At 36.0% G+C, this 26464-nt stretch carries 40 protein-coding genes; 4 read left to right on the forward strand and 36 right to left on the reverse strand.

What is annotated here, in order from left to right:
- From DZB84_RS14910 to DZB84_RS15075, 35 genes are all read right to left on the reverse strand, one after another.
- On the reverse strand, window positions 1–777 hold the full coding sequence (locus DZB84_RS14910; RefSeq protein ID WP_116353073.1) for a TerC family protein: 777 nt from the start codon (window positions 775–777) through the stop codon (window positions 1–3).
- Window positions 778–930: 153 nt separating this feature from the next.
- A complete protein-coding gene (locus tag DZB84_RS14915; RefSeq protein WP_116353074.1) occupies window positions 931–1446 on the reverse strand; it encodes a hypothetical protein in 516 nt (171 codons plus the stop codon).
- The gene (locus tag DZB84_RS14920) at window positions 1359–1904 is read right to left on the reverse strand and encodes a hypothetical protein (RefSeq protein WP_116353075.1); all 546 of its coding nucleotides are present in this window, start codon (window positions 1902–1904) and stop codon (window positions 1359–1361) included. Before DZB84_RS14920 ends, DZB84_RS14915 begins: the two co-directional genes overlap by 88 nt.
- 12 nt (window positions 1905–1916) lie before the next feature.
- Complete coding sequence (locus tag DZB84_RS14925) at window positions 1917–2237, reverse strand: hypothetical protein (protein WP_116353076.1); 321 nt, start codon at window positions 2235–2237, stop codon at window positions 1917–1919.
- Between the two features lie 85 nt (window positions 2238–2322).
- On the reverse strand, window positions 2323–2544 hold the full coding sequence (locus tag DZB84_RS14930) for a hypothetical protein (RefSeq protein WP_116353077.1): 222 nt from the start codon (window positions 2542–2544) through the stop codon (window positions 2323–2325).
- 66 nt (window positions 2545–2610) lie between these two features.
- Entirely contained in the window at window positions 2611–3150 is a 540-nt protein-coding gene (locus DZB84_RS14935; RefSeq protein WP_116353078.1) for a histidine phosphatase family protein, read from the reverse strand.
- 90 nt (window positions 3151–3240) lie between these two features.
- Complete coding sequence (locus DZB84_RS14940; RefSeq protein ID WP_116353079.1) at window positions 3241–3738, reverse strand: GNAT family N-acetyltransferase; 498 nt, start codon at window positions 3736–3738, stop codon at window positions 3241–3243.
- Window positions 3739–3750: 12 nt separating this feature from the next.
- A complete protein-coding gene (locus DZB84_RS14945) occupies window positions 3751–4167 on the reverse strand; it encodes a GNAT family N-acetyltransferase (RefSeq protein ID WP_116353080.1) in 417 nt (138 codons plus the stop codon).
- 61 nt (window positions 4168–4228) lie between these two features.
- On the reverse strand, window positions 4229–5050 hold the full coding sequence (locus tag DZB84_RS14950) for a glycerophosphodiester phosphodiesterase (protein ID WP_189655262.1): 822 nt from the start codon (window positions 5048–5050) through the stop codon (window positions 4229–4231).
- Window positions 5051–5170: 120 nt separating this feature from the next.
- Entirely contained in the window at window positions 5171–5326 is a 156-nt protein-coding gene (locus tag DZB84_RS24965; RefSeq protein WP_189655263.1) for a hypothetical protein, read from the reverse strand.
- A gap of 27 nt (window positions 5327–5353) precedes the next feature.
- A complete protein-coding gene (gene phoU / locus DZB84_RS14955; RefSeq protein ID WP_116353082.1) occupies window positions 5354–6013 on the reverse strand; it encodes a phosphate signaling complex protein PhoU in 660 nt (219 codons plus the stop codon).
- Between the two features lie 17 nt (window positions 6014–6030).
- Entirely contained in the window at window positions 6031–6861 is an 831-nt protein-coding gene (gene pstB, locus DZB84_RS14960) for a phosphate ABC transporter ATP-binding protein PstB (RefSeq protein WP_116353083.1), read from the reverse strand.
- A gap of 24 nt (window positions 6862–6885) precedes the next feature.
- Entirely contained in the window at window positions 6886–7770 is an 885-nt protein-coding gene (pstA, locus tag DZB84_RS14965) for a phosphate ABC transporter permease PstA (RefSeq protein ID WP_116353084.1), read from the reverse strand.
- A gap of 2 nt (window positions 7771–7772) precedes the next feature.
- Window positions 7773–8711, reverse strand: a complete 939-nt coding sequence (gene pstC / locus DZB84_RS14970; protein ID WP_116353085.1) for a phosphate ABC transporter permease subunit PstC — start codon at window positions 8709–8711, stop codon at window positions 7773–7775.
- Between the two features lie 53 nt (window positions 8712–8764).
- On the reverse strand, window positions 8765–9718 hold the full coding sequence (locus tag DZB84_RS14975) for a PstS family phosphate ABC transporter substrate-binding protein (RefSeq protein WP_116353086.1): 954 nt from the start codon (window positions 9716–9718) through the stop codon (window positions 8765–8767).
- A 166-nt stretch (window positions 9719–9884) separates the two neighbouring features.
- Window positions 9885–10397: a DUF4352 domain-containing protein gene (locus DZB84_RS14980; RefSeq protein ID WP_116353087.1), complete on the reverse strand. Its 513-nt coding sequence runs from the start codon at window positions 10395–10397 to the stop codon at window positions 9885–9887.
- Between the two features lie 156 nt (window positions 10398–10553).
- Entirely contained in the window at window positions 10554–11345 is a 792-nt protein-coding gene (locus tag DZB84_RS14985) for an aminoglycoside 6-adenylyltransferase (RefSeq protein WP_189655264.1), read from the reverse strand.
- 13 nt (window positions 11346–11358) lie between these two features.
- Complete coding sequence (locus DZB84_RS14990; protein ID WP_116353089.1) at window positions 11359–11661, reverse strand: TIGR04104 family putative zinc finger protein; 303 nt, start codon at window positions 11659–11661, stop codon at window positions 11359–11361.
- A 246-nt stretch (window positions 11662–11907) separates the two neighbouring features.
- Window positions 11908–12339 (reverse strand): cytidine deaminase, encoded by a 432-nt coding sequence (locus tag DZB84_RS15000; RefSeq protein ID WP_116353090.1) that lies wholly within the window; start codon window positions 12337–12339, stop codon window positions 11908–11910.
- Window positions 12340–12348: 9 nt separating this feature from the next.
- Window positions 12349–12852, reverse strand: a complete 504-nt coding sequence (locus tag DZB84_RS15005) for a hypothetical protein (protein ID WP_116353091.1) — start codon at window positions 12850–12852, stop codon at window positions 12349–12351.
- A 16-nt stretch (window positions 12853–12868) separates the two neighbouring features.
- Window positions 12869–13030 (reverse strand): hypothetical protein, encoded by a 162-nt coding sequence (locus DZB84_RS24970; protein WP_189655265.1) that lies wholly within the window; start codon window positions 13028–13030, stop codon window positions 12869–12871.
- 12 nt (window positions 13031–13042) lie between these two features.
- Window positions 13043–13600, reverse strand: a complete 558-nt coding sequence (locus tag DZB84_RS15010; protein ID WP_116353092.1) for a histidine phosphatase family protein — start codon at window positions 13598–13600, stop codon at window positions 13043–13045.
- A 67-nt stretch (window positions 13601–13667) separates the two neighbouring features.
- Window positions 13668–14186 carry a P-loop NTPase family protein gene (locus DZB84_RS15015; protein WP_116353093.1) on the reverse strand — a complete coding sequence of 173 codons (519 nt, stop codon included), beginning with the start codon at window positions 14184–14186 and terminating at the stop codon, window positions 13668–13670.
- A 150-nt stretch (window positions 14187–14336) separates the two neighbouring features.
- Window positions 14337–14888, reverse strand: a complete 552-nt coding sequence (locus DZB84_RS15020; protein WP_116353094.1) for an AAA family ATPase — start codon at window positions 14886–14888, stop codon at window positions 14337–14339.
- A gap of 49 nt (window positions 14889–14937) precedes the next feature.
- Window positions 14938–15435 (reverse strand): NUDIX hydrolase, encoded by a 498-nt coding sequence (locus tag DZB84_RS15025; protein WP_116353095.1) that lies wholly within the window; start codon window positions 15433–15435, stop codon window positions 14938–14940.
- Between the two features lie 163 nt (window positions 15436–15598).
- A complete protein-coding gene (locus DZB84_RS15030; RefSeq protein ID WP_116353096.1) occupies window positions 15599–15967 on the reverse strand; it encodes a hypothetical protein in 369 nt (122 codons plus the stop codon).
- A 148-nt stretch (window positions 15968–16115) separates the two neighbouring features.
- Window positions 16116–16589: an NUDIX domain-containing protein gene (locus DZB84_RS15035; protein WP_116353274.1), complete on the reverse strand. Its 474-nt coding sequence runs from the start codon at window positions 16587–16589 to the stop codon at window positions 16116–16118.
- 17 nt (window positions 16590–16606) lie between these two features.
- A complete protein-coding gene (locus tag DZB84_RS15040) occupies window positions 16607–16984 on the reverse strand; it encodes a YhfM domain-containing protein (protein WP_223254463.1) in 378 nt (125 codons plus the stop codon).
- Between the two features lie 35 nt (window positions 16985–17019).
- Window positions 17020–17379 (reverse strand): hypothetical protein, encoded by a 360-nt coding sequence (locus DZB84_RS15045; protein WP_116353097.1) that lies wholly within the window; start codon window positions 17377–17379, stop codon window positions 17020–17022.
- A 99-nt stretch (window positions 17380–17478) separates the two neighbouring features.
- Window positions 17479–17853 (reverse strand): hypothetical protein, encoded by a 375-nt coding sequence (locus tag DZB84_RS15050; protein ID WP_116353098.1) that lies wholly within the window; start codon window positions 17851–17853, stop codon window positions 17479–17481.
- 93 nt (window positions 17854–17946) lie between these two features.
- Window positions 17947–18288, reverse strand: a complete 342-nt coding sequence (locus DZB84_RS15055) for a rhodanese-like domain-containing protein (RefSeq protein ID WP_116353099.1) — start codon at window positions 18286–18288, stop codon at window positions 17947–17949.
- A gap of 15 nt (window positions 18289–18303) precedes the next feature.
- Entirely contained in the window at window positions 18304–18570 is a 267-nt protein-coding gene (locus DZB84_RS15060) for an adhesin (RefSeq protein WP_116353100.1), read from the reverse strand.
- Window positions 18571–18648: 78 nt separating this feature from the next.
- Window positions 18649–19056 (reverse strand): hypothetical protein, encoded by a 408-nt coding sequence (locus DZB84_RS15065; protein ID WP_116353101.1) that lies wholly within the window; start codon window positions 19054–19056, stop codon window positions 18649–18651.
- 6 nt (window positions 19057–19062) lie between these two features.
- On the reverse strand, window positions 19063–19848 hold the full coding sequence (locus DZB84_RS15070; protein ID WP_223254464.1) for a class I SAM-dependent methyltransferase: 786 nt from the start codon (window positions 19846–19848) through the stop codon (window positions 19063–19065).
- Window positions 19849–19883: 35 nt separating this feature from the next.
- Window positions 19884–20654, reverse strand: a complete 771-nt coding sequence (locus DZB84_RS15075; RefSeq protein ID WP_116353102.1) for a serine hydrolase — start codon at window positions 20652–20654, stop codon at window positions 19884–19886.
- Window positions 20655–20772: 118 nt separating this feature from the next.
- On the opposite strand from DZB84_RS15075, the gene DZB84_RS15080 reads away from it, so the two are divergent.
- The 3 genes from DZB84_RS15080 (at window position 20773) to DZB84_RS15095 (ending at window position 22720) form a co-directional block, all read left to right on the forward strand.
- Window positions 20773–21000, forward strand: coding sequence for a hypothetical protein (locus DZB84_RS15080; protein ID WP_411266268.1), 228 nt, complete (start codon window positions 20773–20775; stop codon window positions 20998–21000).
- Between the two features lie 651 nt (window positions 21001–21651).
- On the forward strand, window positions 21652–22038 hold the full coding sequence (locus DZB84_RS15090) for an ACT domain-containing protein (RefSeq protein ID WP_116353103.1): 387 nt from the start codon (window positions 21652–21654) through the stop codon (window positions 22036–22038).
- Window positions 22039–22192: 154 nt separating this feature from the next.
- A complete protein-coding gene (locus tag DZB84_RS15095) occupies window positions 22193–22720 on the forward strand; it encodes a GNAT family N-acetyltransferase (protein ID WP_116353104.1) in 528 nt (175 codons plus the stop codon).
- A 208-nt stretch (window positions 22721–22928) separates the two neighbouring features.
- Here the strand turns inward: DZB84_RS15095 and DZB84_RS15100 are convergent, their stop codons facing one another.
- Window positions 22929–24431: an aminotransferase class V-fold PLP-dependent enzyme gene (locus DZB84_RS15100; RefSeq protein ID WP_116353105.1), complete on the reverse strand. Its 1503-nt coding sequence runs from the start codon at window positions 24429–24431 to the stop codon at window positions 22929–22931.
- 378 nt (window positions 24432–24809) lie between these two features.
- Between DZB84_RS15100 and DZB84_RS15105 the strand changes: the two genes are divergently transcribed.
- On the forward strand, window positions 24810–26408 hold the full coding sequence (locus tag DZB84_RS15105; RefSeq protein ID WP_189655266.1) for a PAS domain-containing sensor histidine kinase: 1599 nt from the start codon (window positions 24810–24812) through the stop codon (window positions 26406–26408).
- Window positions 26409–26464 lie beyond the last annotated feature (56 nt).

Raw genomic sequence — 26464 nt, forward strand, 5'->3', positions numbered from 1 at the left:
TTATGAAGCTTTATCTTTTAGATGTTTCTTATTACTTGGTGCAAACCAACCGATTAGAGCAATGGCGACTAATACTCCATAGAAGATAATGGTCCAAATAGTACTATGAGGAAAGTCGTGATCTAAAATCCCAATATCCCTATGTGCTAGGGTAATGACAGCAAGTTTGACACCGACCCAGGCTACAATGGCATAAGCGGTGGTTTCAAGTGCAGGACGTTTTTCAAGAAGCTGTACAAACCATGTGGCTGCAAACTTGATTAGGATCAATCCGGCAATGCCTCCAAGAACGACAACAATAAATTGTCCTCCATCCATACCACCAAAATCGCCAAGTGGTGAATCTGGTAAACCAAGGGCAAGTGCGACTGCTGCTAAAATCGAATCTATGGCAAAAGCAAGGTCAGCTAATGCAATCTTCCCAACGGTAGGCCAAAAACCTTTACCAGCAGCTTCCTTTTCATCGTCTTTATGAACGTTCTTATTGTCTTTTCCAAACTTTGCCTGAATGACATGCTTTAACCCTAGGTATAGGAGATAAAGTGCCCCAATCGCCTGTATTTGCCACACATTTGCGATAAATGATATAGCAAATAGGGCTACAAAGCGGAAAGCAAAGGCCATTAGGATTCCATAATTTATGGCTTTCTTTTTTTCATCCTCTGGTAAATGTCTGGCTATAACTGCAAGTACGAGGGCATTATCAGCCGATAACAATCCTTCCAAGCCAATTAAAATCAACAATGCCCAGGCGTATTCTAGCCATATTGTATCCATCTATTTCGCTCCTAACGTAACTAAGAATATCATTCAAACCGCATTAATATTAGAATTTCCCTTAATAAAAGAGCTATCCTTTTATTTTAAAAAGGATGCAATTACCAAGATGCCTCGTTTACACTTATCTTTACTTACATATTCGTATAATCATCAGTAGACAATATAATCAGCACCATCTTTAAAAAAATCCATAATCCAAATAATACCCATGAAAAAGATCCATACTAGTAACGGAATGCCAAAGCTCATGAAAGCTTGACTCCATTTATAACGAACCTTCTTTTTTCGTAAAATACGATCTATCATAAAATACAGAATAGCTGCGCCCAGACTAACCCATTGAAGGATGGAACCGAATAATAAATGAAAAATGAAGGACATATATGGCTCCGTCCGTTTCACCCAATTTTTCGCAATGAGTTCCGATAGGAAGTCGCTTATAATGGATGTTACTGTTCCGTAAACGAAGATGACTGGAAAGCTATACATGAGGTAGAAGGGCACTGATGTTGTAAAGCTCCACAAGTATTCTTTTATGGAGTTGATATCACTCCCGAATGGACTCGGAACGAATAAGCCTAGGAGGATTGCAAATAGCGCACCTGTGAGGGATGCTGCGAGTAGTTTTCTTGGTAATACGTGTTGTTTTTTTTCTGCCAAATCCATTCAACTCCATCTAAGAATCGTCTTTGCTTTGAGCGTAACACAGTTATCCCAACCAATAGCACAATACCAACCCCAAAAACTGCCCAAAAATTCAATCTCATCAGTACGTTCTTAAAACTAAAGGCTGCATCATGGACATAGACTGCTTTTACATAGTGACCTTCTTCCGTTTCCACGGCAATAGCTTCATTAATGGGAATATCTTCAATTTTAAAATAACCTATGCCAATCTCATAGTAATTGGATGCATTTCCGTAATAGTCACCGGTATATTCATCCGCTTTTGTTTCCACTTTCCCAATCATTTTTCCTACTTCAGATTGGTCGAGTAGCATTTCTTCTTTAACCTCATATACTTTCCCATCATGAACAACGAAGATATAGGCCCAACTAAGAGCGGTAGCAAAGGCTGAAGTTACCAACAAAAATACAATCGTTAAAAAAATTGTTTTTCTCATTTCAATTCTCCATTACGTTAGAAAACCTGAATAATATAAAACAAAATACATTCCAAAACAAAGAATCGAGCCAACTAAAAAAGGACTGATTCTTAATGTCATTTTCTCGTGTTGTGTTTTGTAGTTCCCTAAAAGCGCATCAAAAACGGCCATTTGACCACTTTTCGATAAAACATCCCCTGTGGAACTCATCAAAAAGGCAAAAATGGCGAAAATGGAGGAGCCAAGGAACATGGTGTTAGCAAGGTTTGTATCAAAAAACAATGAAATTCCGAAAAGTAAGCATAATTCTACAACTACCACTAATAAAACGACGATCAAGTATCTTTTCAAGGACCCCACTCCCTTCTTTATACATTTACGTGGAATATTAGCAGAAGTTTCAGTTTTTTTACCATTTTTTTCATTAAAAAAATGATTACTCTTTCCCTTTTTTAAGTTCTTCTACAACATATCTTGAACCTAAAATTGTACATAAAATAACAGTAAAGATTAGCGTTACTAATAATGCATGCGTTTGTAAATGATACGATGATTCAACAGAAGAATAGCCTATATTGGACATAATAGGACTTACGATAAAAACACTCATAAAAAATAATGCAATTGTGGCTAAAAGCGAAATTCCTAGTGTTTTCATGGATTGTTCTCCTTTCATTAAGGGTTATTCTATATTTATGTAATTCAGCTTTAGAGATTATCCTTTTCAACTCCTCCAAACCCGTTCAAGGGAAATATGTTGATTTTGTTTTAAAATGTAAATATCAGGGTTGCTCAGTGTTCTCCATTGTTCAAATCCGAAGTTTTTATTGTAATGCTTTAATAGCAATGACATTAAGCCGCCATGCGTGACTAAAATGGTATTTTCAGCATCACTTTTTAAAACATCGTCCACAACGCCTAGAATTCGGGTTGCAGCTTCTCGGCTAGATTCTCCACCTTCATATGCAAGGTCAAAATCTTCAAATGTTGCTCTTAATTTCTCAAACCAATCTGCCATTTTTATTGAACTTAACACTCGTTCAGCTAGTTGCTGATTTGTTTCAATCTCGATATTTACTTCATTTGCGAGTGGCTGAATCGTTTGAATGGCACGTTTAAAGGGACTTGAAATAATTCGATCGACTTTTCTCTGTTCAAAAAAGGCGGCTACATCAGCAGCTTGAGTTAGACCATTATTGGTTAAAGGTGCTTCCGGTTCCTGCCCCTCCGCTTCGCAATGCCTGATAATATAGATGTTTTTCATAAGTATCGCTTCCTTTTAGGACCTTTTCTTTTTTATGTGTTATTCAACAAAAAAAGTGTGAATCCTGCTTGGATGTTCACACTTTACAATTCATAATATCTTTGCCATATAGAATTCATCAACAAAGACACCACCGATTAATAGGGAATGTCGTTTTGTACCCTCGATTTCAAATCCCATTTTTTTATATAGGGATAAGCCTGCTGTGTTTTGAGTCACAACGGTCAATTCTAAGCGATGGATCTGATGAGTTAACGCCCATCTGTCCAATTCTTTAAATAATTTTGTACCTACTCCATTACCTCTTGAATCCTTCAAGATTCCAATCACGATGTAGACTGAATGTTTGTTTCTTCTAGCATTGCCGCCAATAGCCATTAAGAAGCCAATCAACTTGTCGTCTTTCTCAGCTACAAAAATTGTCGAGTTCTCATCTGATCTAATTTTTTCAATCATTTTTCGTTGCTGGTCGGGACTCACTTTTCTTTCTCCCGCTTCCCAAAGCATAAATTCTGAGGTATTTTCCACCTGTTGAGTTAACTTAAGAAAACTTTCAGCGTCCACGGGTGTAATCTCTCTCACTAGCAATCTACTTCCCTCCTAACATTCGATAACCTTCTCCATTATGACATAGTATTTACCACCTTTTGTAAAACGATGGTTGGTTTCTTTCAAACCAAATTTTTTATAAAAATCCATCTTATTCTCTCTTGCGTTACACCATATTCTGTTCAAGCCTTGATTCTTTGCCTCATTTATCACAAAGTCTAATAATAGACTACCGTATCCCTTACTTTGTTCATGTTGGAGTGTTGCAAACTTACGAAACTGAGCCTCATCATGATTTATAAAAAGGGAGATTACCGAAATCAGCTTGTCCTCCTCAAAAAGACCATAATGAATCCCGATATCATCATCTTCTAATTTTATGTAGTCAAAGTCCTTATCAGGCCACATGACTTTATGCCGGACCTCCCAGGCTTTTTCTTTATCAATTGTTGTAATCGTAGTTTTCATAGTCCTCTCCTTGGGACGTACATTTTCCCAAATGGGAAGATGTACCTGTCCCTGTGTCCCATTATAATTCCTTTGTATAAAGGATGTAATCGGTGAAATAACCATCTATTTGGAGGTCTTTCAACCGAGTTTGTTCGCTTTTTTGTGTTTTCTTATTCGTAAAATAAACATGTACTTTTTTTCCATTATCGTGTAATTTCTTTACAATGCGGTTTGTTACATCACTTGATTCTATACCAATAATGGGATAGTCGGTTTCAATAGCCTTATTTAAATCAAATTTCCCTTTTTTAAATAAAAAGGTCAGTGGAAGATCCGGTGCTAACGTACTAAGCTTTTCTAGACTTTTTGTAGAAAAGGATTGAAGGATGACTCTTTTTTCATCAAGTAAATGATATTCATCTAAGAGAGCAATGACTTTTTCCTCCATAGCTAACTGGTTATTCACAAGTCTTGTTTCGATATAAAAATTCTCCGTGCCAGAAAACTCATCAAAAATCTCTCGTAAGCTTGGAATTTCCTCTGATACCACTTTATTTTCAAAAGTCGATACTGTTTTGAACTTCTTCAGCTCTTCTAATGTAAAATCAGAAACTTTCCCTTTCCCATTCGTCGTTCGATCGATGGTATCATCATGGATGGCTACAAGTTCGCCATCCTTTGTCATACGCAGATCAATTTCTAAATAATCTATCCCGTCCTGAGAAGCAATTTTATAAGCCGTTAATGTATGTTCATTAAACCGATCATTCGCTCCTCGATGGGCAATAATCAAAGATTCCCCTGCTTTCACAGGTTCTTCTTTACGTTCTGTTATCGCCAATGCGATTGTCGCAAATCCAAGGCTTATTAACAATGTAAGAATCAAATACCTTTTTACCAAACGAATCCTTCCCATCGTTCCATTATTAATACCATTTAAACATATAAACACGCTACTTTTCCACTTACTTACAAATACTTAAAAATAAAAAATGCTTGACAGCCAAGCATTTTTTTGAATTTATTCATCATCTGGTTCCATATTTTTCACGACAAGTGCCGTGTTATTATTATTGATTAGAGAGTCGGTATCAAAGGCATCTTGATCTTCCTCACCGTTTAGTATTTGGTTAATCTTTATATTCGCTGTTTCAGCTTCGGACTTCTTGTCTTTCATTGTGATACCTCCTCGAGTTGTATTTCATTATTGGTTTAAGTCGTATCTCTTCCCTTTTATTAAATATAGGATGCTTTCTGAAATGTTCGTTGAGTGGTCTGCCACTCTTTCTATATTTCTACAAATGAAAGATAGTTGTGTGATCTGTGAAATATATTCTGGCTTTTGTGTCATTAGCCCTAATAATTCCTTAATTAGTTTTCCATAGGCTTCATCTACTTCATCATCAACCTTAGCTACATTCTTTGCGAGTTCAACATCTTCCTCGCTATAGGCTCTAAGAGAATCTGCCACCATTTTATTGGCTACCTCTGCAACACGTGGTATATCTTCAATTGGTTTAATCAATTGTTGGGTTCCAATTCGAATGACTGACTTCGCAATATTTACGGCTAAATCGCCTATTCTTTCAAGGTCTGATGAAATTTTAATCGCAACAATGACCCTTCGAAGGTCAATAGCTACTGGTGCTTGCTGTGCAATTAACAAAATAGCTTTATCATTAATTTCTTCTTCCATTAAATTTAGCTGTGTGTCATTTTCAATAATTTTTAACGCTTTATCTACATCCTGATTTTTTAAGGCCTCGATGGCTTGTCCAACTGCTTCTTGTGCTTGATTCCCTAATTGGATGATCATTTCTTTTAACTCGTTTAATTCGGCTTGAAACGTCGCTCGTACTGTCATTGTAAGTCCCCCCTTTTTTAACCAAAACGACCCGTGATATAATCTTCTGTTTCCTTTTTATCCGGATTTGAAAACATTTTGCTTGTATTTGTATATTCGATCACTTCTCCACTTAAGAAAAACGCTGTTTTTTCAGAGATTCTTGCCGCTTGCTGCATATTATGAGTTACGATGATGATGCTGTAATTCTTTTTCAATTCTTGAATCAAATCCTCCACTTTTAAAGTAGAGATAGGGTCAAGTGCTGAGGTTGGTTCATCCATTAAAATGACATCAGGTTCAATAGCCAAACATCTTGCAATACAAAGACGCTGTTGCTGACCACCGGACATCCCATAGGCATTTTCTTTCAAACGGTCTTTGACTTCATCCCAAATCGCTGCTCCTCGCAGACTTTTTTCTACAATTTCATCTAATATTTTCTTATTACGAATCCCATGAATTCGTGGACCATATGCAATATTATCGTAGATTGATTTTGGAAAAGGATTCGGTTTCTGAAACACCATTCCCACATTCGTTCTTAATGCTTCAACTGGATAGGATTTGTCAAAAATATTCTTTCCACGGTACAAAATTTCACCAGCTGTACGAACAATCGGTATTAATTCAACCATTCTGTTCAAGGTTTTGAGGTATGTCGATTTTCCACACCCTGAAGGACCAATAATAGCCGTTACTTCATTTTCGGCAATTTGAAGATTGATTTCCCTCAAGGCTTGATCTTCGCCATACCATAAGTTTAAATTTTTCGTATCATAGACGATTTTCTTATTGGTATCTGTTGGCTCAGCCTTTTTATTTATTCCTTGTACAAATTTCTGCTTATTTTCATTTTCAACTGGCATTTGTTCTTTCCTCCAGTAGGTAGGTTAATATCGTTTTTGAAACTTATTTCGAATGATAACTGCGATTGAGTTCATGATTAAAAGTATTACAAGTAGGATTATGATTGTTGCAGCCGCTAAGTTTGCATATTCCGCCACCAAAGCTGAGTCTAATGTCCAATAATAAATTTGGATGGGCAACACAGTAAATTTGTCAAAAATGGTATCTGGGAATGGGATTAACAGTGCAGGGATTCCTATTACAGTCAGTGGAGCTGTTTCACCAACTGCACGTGATAGAGCTAAGATTACACCTGTTAAGATTCCTGGTATCGCAGCAGGGAGTACAACCTTTTTTATCGTTTGCCATTTTGTTGCTCCCAATCCATAGGACGCTTCCCGTAAATATTGAGGAACGGCTCGGAGTGCTTCTTGACTTGCCACTACAACAATAGGGAGCACAAGTAAAGACATTGTAAGTCCACCAGCAAGTACAATATTGCCAAGACCCATCGTTCTTACAAAGACAGTCAAACCAAGAATACCAAAAACAATCGAAGGAACACCCGCTAAATTTGCAATATTCGTTTGTATAAAAGATTGCAACCTGCCTTTTGTAGCGTATTCTTCTAGATAAATCGCAGTACCTATCCCAAGGAACATAGTTACTGGGGCAACTACAACCATCAACCACACTGTTCCTAAAATGGCACCCATAATCCCCGCTCTACCGGGATCTGTAGATAATTTACCAGTTATAAAGTCTAAATTAATCCAGCCTAGCCCATCTGCTATTACACGATAAAATAACATAACGAGAACAACTAGTCCTATTAATGTAGATAAAAGAAAGATGATTTTCGTAATTCGATTTGTAAGGAGTCGAGAACCCATCTTTTTCTGTACCTGGTCTGCATCCACATATTTCAAGATTAATACCCCTCCCTAAATCTTTTAGAGATATATTGGGCAATAAGATTCATAATCAACGTAAATACAAATAACGTTATGGCGACAGCATATAAGCTATAGTATAAAGTTGATCCCGCTGCTGCCTCTCCGCCTGTTACCTCAACTATATAAGCGGTCATTGTTTGCATGGATTGAGTAACATCAAACGTGAAATTTTTAGAGCTACCGCTGGCAATTGTGACAATCATTGTTTCACCAATCGCTCTAGAAATCCCGAGTACAAAGGATGCGATAATTCCGGAAATCGCAGCCGGAATTACAACACGCCACGTTACCTCAAGCTTTGTTGCCCCGAGTGCCAAAGCCCCCTCCCTCATTGCATTCGGCACAGAGCTCATCGCATCTTCAGAGAGGGACGCAATCATCGGAATAATCATGACGCCAATAACAAGACCAGGACTTAGAATATTTGTTGATTCTAATCCAGGAATAAACGATTGCAATAAAGGAGTAACAAACGTAAATGCAAAAAATCCGTACACGATAGTCGGTATTCCGGCTAGTACCTCTAACAGTGGTTTTAAAGTTCTTCTAACATTTTCTGACGCATATTCACTTAAATAAATAGCTGACATGATCCCAATTGGTATCGCAACAAACATGGCAATCGTTGAAGAAATAACGGTACCCGTCAATAATGGCAAGATTCCAAATTTTGCATTTGCACCCAGTGGTTTTAATTCGGTGCCTGTAAAGAAATCAAGGAAGGGCACATCTTTAAAAAAATGCACCGCTTCGCTCAAAAGGGTATATAGGATTCCAATCGTAGTAAGAATGGAGATGATTGCGATAATAAACAAAAACCTTGGAATAAACTTTTCAGTAAGATTGTTAAAACTTACTGCTTTTTGTTTTTCTTGAATCATCTCTCTTACATTTAATTCTTTTTGTTTTCCCATTTCCTTACCTCCCTTTCACCCTTTAATATAGAGAAAATACTCGCTCTAGCCGATTACTGCTGTTTTAAGCCTTCTAAATAATCTACGGATGACTGAAGTTCCTCAGCTGGTAATGGGGCAAAACCAGTATCTGCTGCAGCTGCCTCTGCATTCTTCATTGCATAGATAGCAAAATCTAGTACTTGTGGCTTCTCTTGAGCATTTCCCTCGTTTAAATAGGTAAATACAGGTCGGGTAAATGGGGCATATGCACCGTCTTCTTTAATCGTGTCAAGTGTTGGTTCTACCGGACCATTACCAAAATCAATTTTTACCGCATTTAACTTTTCCTTATTGCTTGCATAATAGCCATATCCAAAAAACGCAATCGCATCTTTATCTTTTGTCACCAAGTCCACTAAGGTTGAATACTCCTGCTGTAGATTAATCCCTCCAACGAGATCCTGCTCTTTCAAGATGGTTTCCCAGAAGAATTCGTATGTACCATGGTTTTCGTTGGGACCATATGTTTTTATTGGTTCATTTGGGAACCCTTCTCGAACATCTGACCAATTCTTTTTACCTGCACTTGCTGAGAATATATCAATGACTTCTTGTTGTGTAAGCTCTGTCGCCCAATCATTTTCCTTATTAACAACAATTGTGATGCCATCTAGAGCAACCTTTAATTCTTTCACTGTTATTCCTAGTTCCTCAGCCTTAGCAAGCTCTTCCTCTTTTATATTTCTTGAGGCATCATTGAAATCTGTTCCGCCACCTTCTACTAAGAACTTTTTGAAGCCAGCACTTGTCCCAGAACGACTTACCTCAACTGATACGTTTTCCTGTTCATTAATCATGTAATCCTCTGCGAGCTTTGACATTAACGGAAAAACGGTTCCTGAGCCATCAATAACGACACTACCTTCTAGCCCTCCTCCGTTTCCATTATCGTTTCCACCACCACATGCTGTTAAAATAAAGAGTAATACTGACAATACAAATAGATACATGCCCTTAACTTTCATTAGAATCACCCTATCTTTTTTTATCTTTCTTACATTTCCCACGAAAAAGGTAATTTATTAAAGTTAAGTAAAAAAAGAGCTCTCCTCATAAAAATTCATTCCATGTTAATTTCTCTTCATAAAAAAAGCGTTGATTCACTATTAAATCAACGCTTAAAAATTATATTTACTGAAAATCGTCTGAAGCTAAATCCCATTCAAGTTTGGTCGTTTCTGCTTTGCTGCCAAGCATGATTTTATACGTTTCTGATTCTCTTGCATCAAATATAATTTCACCAGTTATGGATTCCCCATCCTTTATTTCTCCTGAGATTTGAGTTCCAAAACTGAATTCCGTTCCAGCTGTAACATTGTTCCAGTTAACGACATTGTCGACAAAGATTTTAAATGGTAAAACATCTTCTATATTTACCGCCTTTGATGCTCGGCTTGTTACGGTTGCGTTTGCCACAACATATGTACCTCTTAGAGCCTTTTCACCATCTTCACCTGTTTCAAACTTAACACTGTTTATTGTTACCTCAAAATCACCTGCAGTAGATGTGTAAAGTCCGGTTTCACCTATTGTTAAGGTTCCATCCTCACTAATTCCATCTCCTCCGGTTTCTGAATCCCCACCACATGCACTAATTAGGAAAACCGATAAAACAAGTACAAACAAAAACCCCCATTTCTTCATTCCATAAGCCCCCCTTTTTGTATTTAAAAATTAATAATATTCAGAAATATTATACCAAAAGTCTTGTATGAAAGATAGCTATTACATGCCATTATTGGTAAAAAACAGCTGTACTGAAATGCAGCAACATAAACTCCTGCATTTCAGTGCATAAACTTAAACAAGGGTCTTGTTTAGTAACTGGTGCAAATGTTCATCCATGGAGAAAGTAGAATGTTGCTCTACCACATCTTCAAAAAGTCCGATAAGCTTTTTTGCTGAACAATCTATCGTGATAGGATCCACTCTTTCTGGATAAGTTGATAGATAGGACTTTATAAAGGATGGGTTTAATGAGTCATACGCCTTAAATTGGTGTAGTTTCTTATCCTCATTCATCGCTTGTACTAGTAAAGTGTAGGTCCTCATTGTCTCTAGCATTTTGAGTGCATAAATGACATTATTTCGCTTCAATGCTTTCTCTAGACTCATTGCACAGTAAACAAATTCAAATGGCACATCAAATCCCACATCATAGGGAGCATCCATACTAATAAAGTTTTTATTTTCTTGATTCATTTTTTCAGCCACTAAGCCTGTTTTATCTACAAGCACTTTCCATAGAGGCGATTTCACGGTTAAAAGTTCTCTTGGAACAATCGATACATTAAACTCAAGTTTATTTTCCAAAACCACAATTAGGAGAAAAATATCTTTACCAAACTGTTTTTCTTTTATATAAATAGGATGTAATTCTGTAAAAAACTCACGAACAACATCCTTCGTTGGCTCAGCATCTTCAGTTCTAGAAGTAGCCACCATTAAATCAACATCCGAATACTCATCACTATATCCGGTGACTCCTGAACCGATTTGTACAATTCCTTCTACAAGATCAGATGTCTGGATCTTCTCAATCATCGTATCAAAATAACTTTTTCTTTCCTCTGGACTATACATATTTTTCATCGTCTCCCTGGTACTAGCCGAATAATGGCTCTTCTTTGTTTGAAACATCTAGGTAAAATGGATAAATCACTATAAAAAGCGACAAAAATCCTAACATTATAAACAATATGACATGAGGAGAATAAAAATCGAAATTAAAAAAAAGACCCAAAAACGGTGCTATAAAACTAATAGATGCTGATATCTTTCTTGTACGGGCGGTAATGTATTGTTTTTCCCCGCAACAGGGGCAGGTCATTGCATTCGTGAATGTAAAGGATTTTTTGAAGGTCTGTTTCCAGCTCCATTTGTTTTTACACTTTTGACATGTAGGCATATAACAAACTCCTTTCTATAATTTCCCCTCCTTGATCCATGTCCATATTCGATAGCTGCCGATAAGGGATACTAAAAAAAGACCTAGCAAAATAAACACCCATAAACCCAGTAGATTTCCATGATCCAGTACCTCTGAATTGATAAATATGACAATAGAGAATCCTATCAACATTAAATAGCAGAATACATTTGGAATAATCCATGCCATTCTTAATTTCGTTTTCTTCAAACGATTACCCCGATTCTATTCAAGTTCACTTCCATATTTTTCAGGCAACAATTGCATGATATTGCATTTTACTAATTCACCGTTATATGAAATGATCACATCAGTATCTTTACCGTAGTCGCTGATGAGTTCTCTGCACATGCCACAAGGGGCTACCACCCAGCATTTTTCAATATTTTCATGAGGATGTGGATGTGCGACTGCTACGGCTGTTTCAAATTCGTGATCCCCTTCAGAGATGGACTTTCCAATTGCCATCGCTTCCCCGCAAACCGCTATTCTACCAACATTCGCTTCCAAATGAACAGCAGCATACACATTGCCAGACGTTGTTCGAACTGCTGCGCCAATATGATGACGTCCATATCTATAATTCTTTTCGATCACCTTTTCCGCTGCTTCAATAAGTTCATAATCTTTATTTTCTAATGGTTTTACATGTAACATTAGTATCCCTCACTCTATTTCCCTAATTATTTCAGTAGTTCTACTCTCTCCATTTCCACCGTGATAAACAATAGATGCATTCTCTAAACGAATCGCATCGTTTTTATCTACTTCAACCACGACCGTTCTGGGGGTTGCATCAGCATTACACGAACCAGCTTTTTCTCTAAAATAAAAATTAATTTCCTTGTTACTATCATTTACGGTTACATCCTTTAATTTATAAGGACAACTGCTCGATTCTCTAATACTTACAAAATAGTAGTCATATGTATCGAAATCGGCTTTAGGCGTTTTTTTCTCCATCGAAAAATAATCCCAAGCCTCGGTTAGTTGTTCAGCATTCGTGACTTTGATTACTAAAGAGTTAATGTTCGGAGGTTCACTAGGTTCTCTTTTAATTTCTAGTATATTGGACGGCATGTTTTTTTCACTCGCAACAACTTTCCATATTTCAGAGGAACACCCTGTTAAAAATACTAAGAGGAGAATTCCCATAAATAAGCTTTTCAAGTTTTTTTCTCCTTCCCTAGTCGCTTTTCACCGTCAATTCTTTAATTTCTTCTATCTTTCTATCTAACTCATTTAACTTATTTTTAACATCTTTCATAAAATGTGCGACCCGTGAAATTAAATAGATGATGAGTACGAAAAAAACTACATTTAAAACTGCAGAAACCGGATCAAACATACCTTTTCCTCCCTATCCTTGCCAAATTCGGTTTACCTCCACTAATATTCCATTTTCAAAAGTAAGTTTATAAATGTCTGGCATATCGAGTTCACTCCAGAAGGAAAAATCATATTTTTTATCAAAATAATTCATAATCAGCACCATTAAATTACCATGAGTTCCGATAACGATATTTTTTCCTTCATGGGTTTCTAGAACACTATGTGTTGCCTCGACACCTCGTTTCTGAGCGATGAGATTGGATTCTCCACCTGCCCACGAAAAACGTTCATCCTCCCAAACCTTTCGAATGGCTGATTCAAAGTCTGCAACAGGACCTTCGGACAACTTTCTTTCTTTAAAATCGTCTATTATGATTACGTTTTGATAAATGTAATCCGCAACTCCTTCTACTGTTTGAATAGCTCTTTTATAAGGGCTTGAGATGACTACATCAATTTTTTCATTTGCAAGAATACTAGTAACTCTTAGCGCATCCGCCTTGCCTTTTTCAGATAGGGGTCTTGTTAATTCTTCTGGGGTGTAAATCGAATGGGCATGACGAACAAAATACAAATTCGTTCGCAAATTAGGCTACTCCCTTCGGTCAAAAATTTCCTTCGAGCTTGCAGTGGTCCACTTTTAGACAAGCACATTAGGATCTAACGTATACTTTTAGTGGATTCCTGTCTTTAATAATGAATAATTTATCTTCATAAACTCCATATTTTTTAAAAAAATGGGGTTTACCTACCTTTTCAAAATGACGGTTCCATTTAAACATTTTCAAGAAGATTTTCCATGTAGGTTTATAATTTGAATCCTCTAATCGAAGTTTTTGTTTCAGAAACCTCTTGATGATACGATATGTCCGGGTAGAATAACTGGGATCTAGAAAGATAATCAAATCAGCATGATGAAAACTACTTGATACCCATTCTTCGTTATGGACACCTTCAATGATCCAACTATCTGATTGAATAATTGTATTGAGGTACTCTTCTCTTTCTTGTTCTGTTCTCCTTATATCTCCAGCCTTATCCCTGATCCAAACGACATTATCTAACTCGTAAAATGGGATTTTCAGCTTTGATGAAAGCAGTTTTGCGAATGTTGTCTTTCCACTTCCAACTGAACCAATAATGTGGATTCGCTTTGGTATGTTATTTGCCAAACCCAACCACCTTCCATAATATGTATATTCGATATCGACAGGATTTTTCCTTTTACACTCAGAAACATTAGTAAGAAACCTCTCAAATTAACAGAAAAAAATGGTTCAGTTTCTTTTCTAATAAAAGAGACCAAGGGGTAAACCTTGGCCTTACACATTTTTTGAAATTTCTAGGATTCTTTGAATAACAGAAGCTACTTCCTCATCTTCCCTAATTATGAATAAATGGTCTGCTTCACCTTCAACCGGATCTGTAATATCTTCATTTTGTTGGCGAGCTAACACCTCTTTAAAAGTAGAAGCTCCCCGAAAGATATTCGTGTTTCGCTGACTGTGAGTTACCCGAGATAGAAGAACATGATCTGGTATATCAAAGTGGACAAGGATGCGGACAAACTTATTTTTAGTAAACAGTTCTTCTAGTAAGTACAAACGACTTTTTCGATAACGATTCGAATTACAGATAATTAAATGAAAATCAGTGTTTTTAATTGCATAATCCACAATTAATCGCGAAATGGCGTGCTTGAGAGTGTTTGGTCCTTGTTTAGGTTGTAAATTCTTGTAGTAAGTATTGATGAACTCAGCTTGGTTATCCTGGTCCATTACAATAGATTTGGTTAACTTTTTTTCTAGCACTCTTGCGAATGTGGTTTTCCCGCTATGTGTTTTGCCCACTGTCATAATCACTAGTCTTTTCATAGAATTCCTCCAGCAAAACGTTCATTAATAAGCGCAACTCTTAAAATATTCACTTAGTAAGTACAGGTTCTACCAATGGTATTCTGGAGAAATCCACTACATCGTCTCCATCATAAAAAAATCGGTGTTCATATTTCGTTTCGTCATTAAGAATCTCGTGTAAAAAGTATTTTAAGTTGGCTAATCCTACGTTTTTCGGATGTAGAATCCAAGTTAGGTCTTTCCAATCCAAGATACCTTCATTAGTTTTGAGTGGTGTATGGTATTCGTACGCCTCTGGCAGCTCTGCTATAAAAACGTACATACCGTCAAAATAAGAATGCCTTGGGTTCGTCCATGTGATGTTTCCCTTATACAAAACGTTTTCCGGCTTCATTTCAATACCCGTTTCTTCGCTAATCTCTCGAAGAACACATTCAACCGGAGTCTCTCCTTGCTCTAGTTTCCCTCCAACACCATTCCAGATTCCCATCCACTCAGGCGACTCCCGATTTAACAGCAAAATCTTATTTCCTTGCTTGATAAAACAGATTGTATATGAATACATTTGAAATTCCTCCGTGTAAAAAACTTCTAGTAATTATTTCCACAAAAATTTTATTATTCCTTTTTTCATATTTTCAGGAAAATAAAAATCACCATAACCTTTGCTTGAGGTCATGGTGATCTTGGTATATCCGTCAGTGTTGGACTTATCTAGGAAGAGTTTTTTATTGTTGTTTTAATCGCTCGATTTCTACCTCTACATTAAAAACACGTTTGTTTAAAACTTCTGTTTTATTTTCGAGGTTTTTATTCATCCGCTCTAGCAAGGCAACTATATCTTGAGGCCGACTTAGTTCAATACGGCGTACTACCTCTTTTACTTCTAAAATTTCACTTTTCAATTCAGTTTTGACTGCTGATATTTCACTTTTTAATTCAGTTTTGACCGAGCCTAATCCCTTTTTTACTGCAGTTACTTCTGTCTTTACTGAGGCTAATTCTGTTTTCACTTCCGATACTTCATTTTTCATATTACCTATTTCATGTCTTATCTCGTCTTGTCCTGTTAATATTTGCTTTAATAGTTCTTCCATCCCAACACTCCCCTTTTCCTCTTAAAATTGTATCATGACCTAGTCCTTTATCAAATTACAATTTGTGTCAGGACTATTTATTAAAGGGTTACATAGTGAAAACCATTTAGCATGTTTTCACCAGGTTCAGGATAAAAAGGAGAGTCTGTTAAAAATATTTCACTAATAAATGCTCTTCGACTAAGTTAATACTCTTTCGGTTTGAAACATAATCAACAAGATGTTCTTTGATATTTGGGAATAAAACGATTTGATTTAATTCAGCAAGTGGAATCCATTTTACACCCGTTTGGTTTGGATCTGGGTTGCTAGGAAAACGTGGTGACGAACCGTTTTTTATTTCACACTCAAATAGCAAGGATATCGAATGTGTTTCACCATATATATTTGAGCTTTTATGAGGAGCATATTCGTATACAAACGCTAACGAGCCAACTTCAACTTCAACTGAAGCCTCTTCCATCGCTTCCCTTTGGACTGCTTCAATGACTGTTTCGTTAGGCTCTACACCGCCCGATGGCAAATTATAATGAAGGCCCTTTTCATCATTGAATTCTACTAGGAGAATTGAATTGTTTTCGATAATAACTGCACCCGCTCTTACACGTATGTGATAGGTCATGACAGCATTCCTTTCCATTAATTTTCCCCAACTATAATTTCAAGTAGCGCCTCTGAGTCTTCCTGGTTTAATTGAATGTACTCATCATTACCTCTTACTAAAGCCAGAATGTTTTTATTTACCCAAAGCTCATATGGCACTGCTTTAGCCTCGATATTGGGATTTTTAAATTGGAATAAAAATCGGTAATCAGGAGGCCTGTCCATTTCAACTTTTGCTTTTTCCCAATCTGCATTATCTACTATTTTTTTCACTGTTTGAACTTGTTCGTTATCGGTTATTTCCTTAAAGTCCTCATAACTATTTTCATTGCCTATGCGCTTTTGAATTTTTATGTATTGTTCATCCTGGTCTTGAGCGGCGCTTAAGCATCCAGTCGTTACAAACAGTATCAATATAAATAAGATAGCCTGTTTAATGTCATTTCCCCCTACTTTGGCAATAATTGAAATGAAGAACATAGGCTACGTAGTGTGTGGAGTCTACCGGTTAAGATAAATAAATCGTTGTAGTTCCGCTCCACATATTCCTCAATTACGTCCAAACCTTTTTTTACATCAGTCACTAATAGATTGGTGTACTTTTCATTCCAAGAAAATCGGTTGATTCTCCTAAGTTCAGCAGCGTTAAGTTGGAATTTGAATTCTTCAATTAACAGCTTGACCTGGTACAATTTATCGGGATTCTCCACATAGCTTTTATATTTATGATCATAGTTTTCTTGAACGAATTGAATAAAGCCATCAATCTGGTCAGCCAACATTGTCGCAATCCGCATCTCGTAACTCATTTTGCCATCTCCCCTCTGATACATGACTTTGATACAGGAGAACTTGTCGTATGTAAAATATATGTTTCTATTATTCAATCATGAGGGATTTCGACTATTTTAACCTTCAGCAAGAACTAGATAACGTTTTATCATATTTTCGTATTTTACAATTAAAATATCGCGACGTTCTTTAGCGGTAAAAATCTGTGCACCCATTGGTAAATAATTCGCTGTGCCATCCTTAAAATCCTCTGCTTTTGTAGCATTAAATTGTATCTCACCAATTTGTTCATTTTCGGTTAGTTCAAGTTCATCTACCCAATCAAAATTTGTTTTATAGATAGCACCTTCCCATTGAAAAATATCAGCCTTGTTATCTAGCCTCAATGCCTCTTCCGCGTCGGGTTCTTCGCTTGTCACGACCGTAGCGGTTTGATTGCAGCCAACTAAAAAACAAAACAATATCGCTACTAAGATGCCTTTCCTCTTCAAAAAAACCACCCCTTGAATTAGACTTTCATCAAATAAAGTTTCAGCGACAAAAAAAGCGATTGCCGATACAATAGCAATCGCCTTCGCTTTTCATTATTTCGTTTTTAGATATTCTTTCCATGCAGTGATTCCACCCTCTAATACAGCAACATTATACTCGTGTTCTGAAAGGATGTTCGCACATTTAGTTGCAGAGTTTCCTGTTGTACACGTTACAATAATTTCTTTGTTCTTAGGCAATGAATCAATCGCCTTGCCATTGTTTTCTTCTAAATTAAATACTTCAGCTTTATATATGTTTTGACTTTCGATCGTGGGTCCTTCTATATGAAAATCATTGTACTTGTCCTCAGCCCTTACATCTAATAGGACAACCTTTTCTTGCTCGTTCACTTTTTGAAAAAATTCTTCAGGTGTAATCTTTTTAAGGGGCATTTTTGTTCCTCCTTTTTACGAATAGCTTCCAGGACCTGTTAATACTAATCCAACACCGTTTTCATTCTCTTCTTTGTCTAACGTTAGTATCTCAGTTCCTGTTACGCTAGGATCGAATGCTACTTTAATACCTTTAATCGTTTGAACACGATCGTATTCGTGGGGTTCTTCAATCGCTAATGCAATTTGCGGTCCGTTACTGCTGCTCGGAACGGTGTACAGACGAATTCCCACCGCACCCGATTTTTCCAACAATTGCTTAGCCTCATCCGTTATGTACATCGTATACTCCTCCTAAAACATCTATATTATCATTATAATGGTTATTCTTCGCAGACCCAAGCCCTGTCACTAATGTACTTACTCAAAAAATGGTTCTATATTTGTTGAATCAAACCCACTAATGATTTGATAGCTGTTTTGTTTAGACCATTCATATTCATAAATCAACATGTAATTTTCAGCGTAAATGGTCGAGCCAAATTCCCGTTTGTTGTCAGCTTGTAAGATAATCCAATATGATTCGTCGAAATCAATGGATCCCATGGCTTTTTCTGTTAACTCAGTTTCTGAAAGTTGATTCATTAAATTGAGAACCTCACTCCCATCCTCAATTACAACTTCCTTGTTATCAGAACTTCTAATTATTTCTACGAAGGTTATTTCAAACGGATTTGAAACGGCTTCGTTGAAATTCGTACTTCTTTTTACATAAAATACGCCGAGAAAAATCACAATCACTAAAATACCGATTATAATCTTATTCAATCTGCATCATTCATTTTTTCTAAACCGTAAAATCAGCACAGGCGGAATCTCATGCCACTCAAATTTAGTGGTTTCGTTTTGGAAGCTTGGCTCCTCCATACCGTCCAATAAAAAATTTGATTCTAAAAATAGATTCATATAATACGATAAGGGGCGGTGGAACATAAGATGAGGGATGGACTGACCTTTTATACCAATCGCTTTATAAGGCTCCGAGGTGAGATATTTTGATATTTGGATGCTATTTGAGGTAACCACATGTCCATTCCTATCTTCGGTTTCGGTAATTTTTCGTAAACCTGGGGGTTGAAAACAAGGATGTGTGATAGAAAAAACAAAAAAACCATTAGGCTTTAACATCTTATGTAAGGAATTAACTAATGGTCGGATATCCGCAATATCCATTAAGGCCATATTTGCAACGGCACTATCAAATTTTTCATTCCCTAGTTCGGATAATTGCTCGTAACTGGTCGCGTCTATCACTTTATAATCGATTTGATTTTTGTATTCGTTTGTTCTGATTTTTGCTCGTTCTATCATTTTTGTAGAGTAATCGAATGCAACAACCTTTGCTCCTAATTCTGCAAGTCGCTTTGAAAAATTGCCATTGCCACACGCAATATCTAAAATGGTCTGGTCTGTTTTTACATTTAATAGTTTTTCAGTATAGGGGCGAATCAGTTCTCGATGAAATCGATTGCTCTCTTCCCCCATATAATCATCCCAATGTTCCGCATTCTGTTCCCATCTCTCTTGCGATTCATCGGTAAGTTCCTTCCATTCACTCAACTGGCATTCTCCTTTCAAGGAACCATTGTTTATCTTTATAGCGCTTCCCCTTGATTACAATACTCAATATAAATTAATTTCATAACTTCCATCATTTTTTCATCAGCCCATTTTTCTGTGTACCGATTGGGAAGATTCTTAGCCCCTAAAACATACAATAATGGATGTTTAGTGAATTCCCCCATTATCCCCATATCAACGATTAGGTCATCTAATCCTCCCGTCATATGGTTTAAAAAATGGGACGGTATTCCGTCTATCTCCCCACGTTGCCTAACTAAGCCATTTATAAGTGGATACCATAACTCAGGATTATGTTCATATCCTTGGTATACTTCACATAGGAGGTTCATTAGATGATTCAATTCGCCATTGTTATCTGAACTTCTGGGATTTGAGGAGATATTCACTCTATGAAAATAGGATTTAATCATTTTATTTACTTTTTCCCATCCACCTAAAAATTGAACAATACTATTAGCAATTGATTGATCGTGGCAAGCTATCATTACTTCAACAGCTTCTTTAAGGGCTAGGTTGTCTCTATTTTGAAAATGAGGATATAATTCGTTACTATCCTCTTTCGGGTCATAGCTAATGTTTTTTATTATGTCACTCCATTTGCAATTTCCTTCCTCTACTGATTTTGATACACAAAACCCAATGGCAACTTTGGCAGTTGAAGCGAGAGGTACTACTAATTTTTCATTATGCGACAATACAATCTCCTGTTTGAGTTGTGAAAAAATAATCATTCCCACTTCGCCTGATTCTATTTCATTTACCTTTTCAAGTATTTTCAGCATTTCAAAATTACTCCTTCGTTTCTGATTTAAATGTCACCTAATAAATTCCTATAATTTACAATACACGTTAAAATATCCAAGGGCAACGTTAATATGGGGTGAAAGGGAGTTGGTTTGTATGGAATTTAGAGGTTCGAGTGCATACGACCAGAAAGATTTCTTTACAAATTATATGAAGCGAAGGAACAGGATAGATAGTCCCAATACTACAATAGAGGGGCCTGTCATATATGAGCTCATCGGTGATGTTCAAAATAAAAGTATTCTAGATTTAGGTTGTGGAGATGCTTCATTTGGTAAAGAATTACTCAATCAGGGTGCTGCGTTTTACACGTCGCCTCTTTAAAAGAAGGATTGAAAAGCTGGAGAAAAGGAACGAAGAACTCGAAAAGGAAAATCAGCGGTTACGTGATAATGAAAATGAAAAGCTTACCGATTATTTTGCGAATTTATAAATCCTTGTTCAACTACCATGAAAATAAAATTCTCTAATTACAGAAAAAACAAAATCAAAGAAAACCCTCCTAATTCGCAAAAAAAAGAGAGCTCTATTTATTGATCTATAGATTGATAAACTGTATTAAGAACCATTATAGACATCTTAGAATATTTTCATTCTCTGTACAGATAAGTGTTTGTAAAATAACATGGAAAGGTGGACGAAGGAATTTGAGAGCGAAGACTCTGTGATGAATGGGAGGGTTGACCTCCATGAGAAATGTGGACATCCACCAGTGCGGTCATATTTTAACTCTTCCACCTTTTTTTGCAAGTGTGTGGCTGATGAGCTATTAGTCTTTTTGCTTCAAAAGTACAAATTTATCCTTACGAGATAAATCCAACCATAATTACGAGCAGAAACTCTAAAAATAACATTCTATAAAATACAGAGAATACTGGAGAAAACGTGAGTTTTCATTTTGTTTATTGAGGGAGGATAGTAAAACGAGGGTTTGAAAGAATAAATGGTATAATTTCTAAAAGGAGTGCTAATAATATGAAATTAAAAATTTTAGATTCAACTTTTTCCGTTGTTAAATTTCCTCCAACCGAAACAATACCATTGTGGGCATTAAACTCTGATGTATTTTCTATTACGCGAACAGATGAGGAACTGTCTATTGTGTGTCCTTCAGAATGTTTATCGATGAACGAAGTATCTAATGATGTTGAAAACGATTGGAAGTGTATAAAAGTAGAGGGAGTTTTAGACTTTAGCTTAACTGGAATATTATCTTCATTAGCGAATCCATTAGCCGAAAATAAAATCAGTATCTTTGCTATTTCAACCTTTAATACGGATTACCTGCTTGTAAAAAGCCATTCAATTGAAAAAGCAAAAGTCGTACTAGAGAATGAAGGTCACACTTTTAACGATATTTAAAAAAGTTTATTGCACTAATTGAGTGCGATTGCTCAATAAGAGCAGTCGCTTCTTGTGCTAATGATGTAGTTTAATGAAAGTACGAGGGTTCATCAAAAGGTTGTATTATACTGAAAATAGTAAAGTCAAATTATTTTATAGGCGGTGCAGTTTTATGGACAACAGTCCCATTGTAAAAGAATACTCTAGTGAGTACCAAAATCAAGTAGTAGATTTAATTCTTCATATTCAACAACAAGAATACAATATTCAAATAACCAAGGAGGACCAGCCTGATTTGTTTTCCATAGAAGAATTTTATCAAACTGGTAATGGTAACTTTTGGGTGGCTATTTGCGACGATAAAGTAGTTGGTACAATCAGTCTTTTAGACATAGGTAACCGTCAAATTGCATTAAGAAAGATGTTTGTAGATAAAGAATACAGAGGAGCGAAATTCAAAACTGCAAGTCTTTTATTAAATAATGCAATAAAATGGGCAAGAGAAAAGACAATTAAAGAAGTGTATCTCGGAACAACACCACAATTTTTAGCTGCTCATAGATTTTATGAAAAAAGTGGATTTACAAGTATAAGTCTGAAAGATTTACCTGAGAACTTTCCAGTGATGAAGGTAGATAAAAAGTTTTATAAGTATTTGGGATTGAATACAAATGAAATAAAATTGGACCACGCATTTTAGACATATCTAATATGTGTGGTCCTTTTATTTTCAACTGTTTCATTTACCTAACCTAAACATAAGTTTTTGGATTCCCTTTGTTTTATACGGAGTAGTTTCAGAAGATTAGTTCGAGGACTATTTATAAGACATTTTTATTTTCTCATACCCTTCAATTTTCCTAAATTCTTCTTATTGATTTTTCTAGAGGATTCGTTTCTAGAATAAATCATCTAACTCGAAAAAGTGGCGACATATCTTCACGAAGATGGTGGATATAAAAATAATCATTACTTACTGGATCATAAACGTAGGCATTTTTCCATTCATCAATGTTTTCTATAATTTCCCTTAGTGCCTGAATAAATGTTAGTATTTCCTGATCTGTCATAATTGGATGAAATGAAAATCGGACCCACCCAGGTTTAGCAGACATATCTCCATGAGTAATTTTTTCTGTAATTTGTTTAGAAGTCTTTTTATTAATATTTAAGAGATAATGACCATATGTTCCAGCACATGAACATCCCCCTCTTACCTGAATACCATATCTGTCGTTCAAAAGACGAACAATTAAATTATAATGAATGGTTTCAATATTAAACGAGACTATACCGATTCTATCCTTAATGTTTCCAGCTAATATATGAATTTCTGGAATCTTTTCCAAATGGGAAAATAATAGACGAAGCTGTTCTTTTTCTCTATTTAACATATTTTTTATTCCCATTTCACTTTTCAAATCCATACAAAGTGCTGTCCGAATGGACTGTAGAATACCTGGAGTACCGCCATCTTCTCGCATCTCTATGTCATTGAAATATTTGTGTTCCCCCCAAGGATTGGTCCATAACACCGTTCCTCCGCCGGGATGATCTGGAACTTTATTTGTATAAATTCTCGAATCAAAAACCAATACTCCACTTGTTCCTGGACCGCCTAAGAACTTATGTGGTGAGAAAAATATCGCATCAAGTTTCTCAAGCGGATCTTCAGGATGCATATTGATCTCGACATATGGTGCCGATGCTGCAAAATCAACAAAACAAAGTCCTCCATGTTGATGCATTAGCTTGGCAAGCTCGTGATAAGGAGTTTGAATTCCTGTAACATTTGAACACGCTGTAAAGGAACCTATTTTCAGCTTGCGGTCCTTATAAACATTAAGCAGATATTCTAAATGATTTAAGTCCACCTTTCCTTCCCTATCAGGGTTTATCAATTTGACTTCCCCAAGTGTTTCGAGCCAAGATGTTTGATTTGAATGATGCTCCATATGGGTCATGAAAATGACCGGTCTTTCCTTTTTTGGAAGTTGAAGATGATTTCTCCATGTCTCTGGCACTCTTAACCCTAAGATTCGTTGTAGTTTATTGACTACCGATGTCATCCCAAAACCATCTAAGATTACTACATCATGTTTATCTGCATTAACATGTTCTTTAATAATAATTTTTGACTGTTTGTATAGCCCAGTCATCATTAAACTGGTTATATTTGACTCTGTATGGGTATTCGCCATAAAAGGGCCAAATTCCTCGGAAATTTTTCGTTCGATAGGCCGATACAATCGCCCGCTTGCTGTCCAGTCGGCATAGATAATTTTCTTTTTTCCATAGGGTGAATCAAAATCTTGGTTCAATCCAATCACATGTGATCGGAATGGTTGAAAATATTCTTCAAGGGTTTCCGGGAATCGAAAGGTTTTACTTCCAATGTTAGCTGTAATCATTTGTTTCACACCTTATTTTTTTCTGTATTCAGTATATGTAAGTTTCTATTGCGAAGTTTATTCTTATTTTCAAACTAAAAGAAACATTGTATAAATAAATTCTTTACCTGTTTTGTTATTATCAAAACAGTAGTCCTTTCCAAGAACTAATTTCTTAAATGTGATGGAGTATTGCCAAAAGGGGCCTTCTTATAAAGAAAAGCGCCCAAAACAATATAAAGAATACATAGGCGTGATTCCATACTAAAAACAAGCGTAGTAAGTCTAAATATGATATTATACCTATTTTTTATGCGTGATTCCTGATAAAATCAGTTCGTAATAACTTTTACTGTTCAGAAAGCGATATTTATTGTTATGGTTTTTAGAGGGAGATTAATGATGAAATATACAGGTAGAATAGTTGTAATGTTGATTTATATTATTGTAACAGCTGCTTTTAAAGCTTTTGATTATATTGAGTTGGGGTACGTACCTATATTCGAATACATCATTTCCGCAATAATGGTTTATCCCGTATGGTGGACTGGGTTACAGTATGATAAAGCTAAATATTATGCTCAGGAAGCACAGAAAAAAGATAAGGAATTAAATGATCTTTTCAACAATGTAGATGCTGCAATTTACTCTTATGATTTCCGTTCTAATAGATTGATGGTTTCATCCAAAATTAGCGATGTCTTTGGGTATTCACCTACTAAATTTAAAGAAAACATAATGTTCTGGAAAGAACTCGTTATCCAGGAAGATATCAATATTGTAAACGAATTAGAGCAAAAGTTAATAAATGGAGAAAAATGCATTGCTGAGTACCGAATACTACTACCGAATGGTCAATTAAAGTGGATTCAAAAACGCATTACACCTATTTTTGACTTGGACGGAAATCTTATAAAGTTTAATGGAATTGATATTGATATCGATCAACGTAAAAAAGTGGAGGAATTACTTACTCACAGCCAGGAACAAAATCGTAAACTATTAGAAAAGCGCCTTGAGGAAAGCGAACAACGTTTTGAGTCATTATTTGTTCATAATTCTGACCCCATCTTTACATTGAATCTAGACAGGAAATTAATAGAAGCAAATCCAGCTGCAGAGAATATACTTGGTTATACGATTACAGAGCTCCAACAAATGGAGTGGGATTCTATTATCGCTAAAGAAGACCTAGATTTATACAGTGAGCACTTTAAGCTTGTTAGCCAAGGCGAATGGAAGGAACCTACCCTCTCAATGATTCATAAAGATGGTAGTAACAGAGTAATTCAGTTAAAAATGATACCTATCATAATTGATCATCAATGTATTGGAATCTATCAAATTACAAAGGATATCACTGATTCTAAATTAGCAGCGGAAAGGATAAGAAGGTCCGATAAGCTGGCAGCTGTCGGTCTATTAGCTGCCGGAGTGGCTCATGAAATTCGAAATCCATTAACAACTCTTAAAGGTTTTGTTCAATTACTTACATCTGATATGGATAAACATTATGCAAAGATTTTGTTAACGGAAATAGATCGAATAAACCTGATAGTGAGTGAATTCCTAATTCTATCAAAGCCACAAGTCATAAAATATGAATCTCAAAATATAAAACTTATACTAAATAATATAACGTCACTTCTTGAAACCCAGGCCACATTAAAAGGTATACAACTTATTTCAGAATATGATGTAAATATACCGTTCATTAATTGTGAGCAAAATCAGTTAAAACAAGTTTTTATTAATCTTATAAAAAACGCGATAGAAGCTATGCCAAATGGTGGGAAAATTATTGTAAAGGCTAAGAACATCAATAATAATATGGTAAGTATTCAAATTGTTGATCAAGGAATGGGGATAGAAGAGGAGAGAATCCCAAAACTAGGAGAACCCTTTTATACAACAAAAGAAAATGGAACGGGATTAGGTTTAATGGTTTGTTTTAGAATCATTGAACAACATGGTGGCATAATGAACAAACATTTCTAGTCAGTTAAATAAAGGCACAACCGTTGAAGTTTGCTTACCTCTTGATTGCCCTTTAA

Source organism: Bacillus sp. HNG, from assembly GCF_003400205.1.
Taxonomy (GTDB): Bacteria; Bacillota; Bacilli; order Bacillales; family Bacillaceae_L; genus Ferdinandcohnia.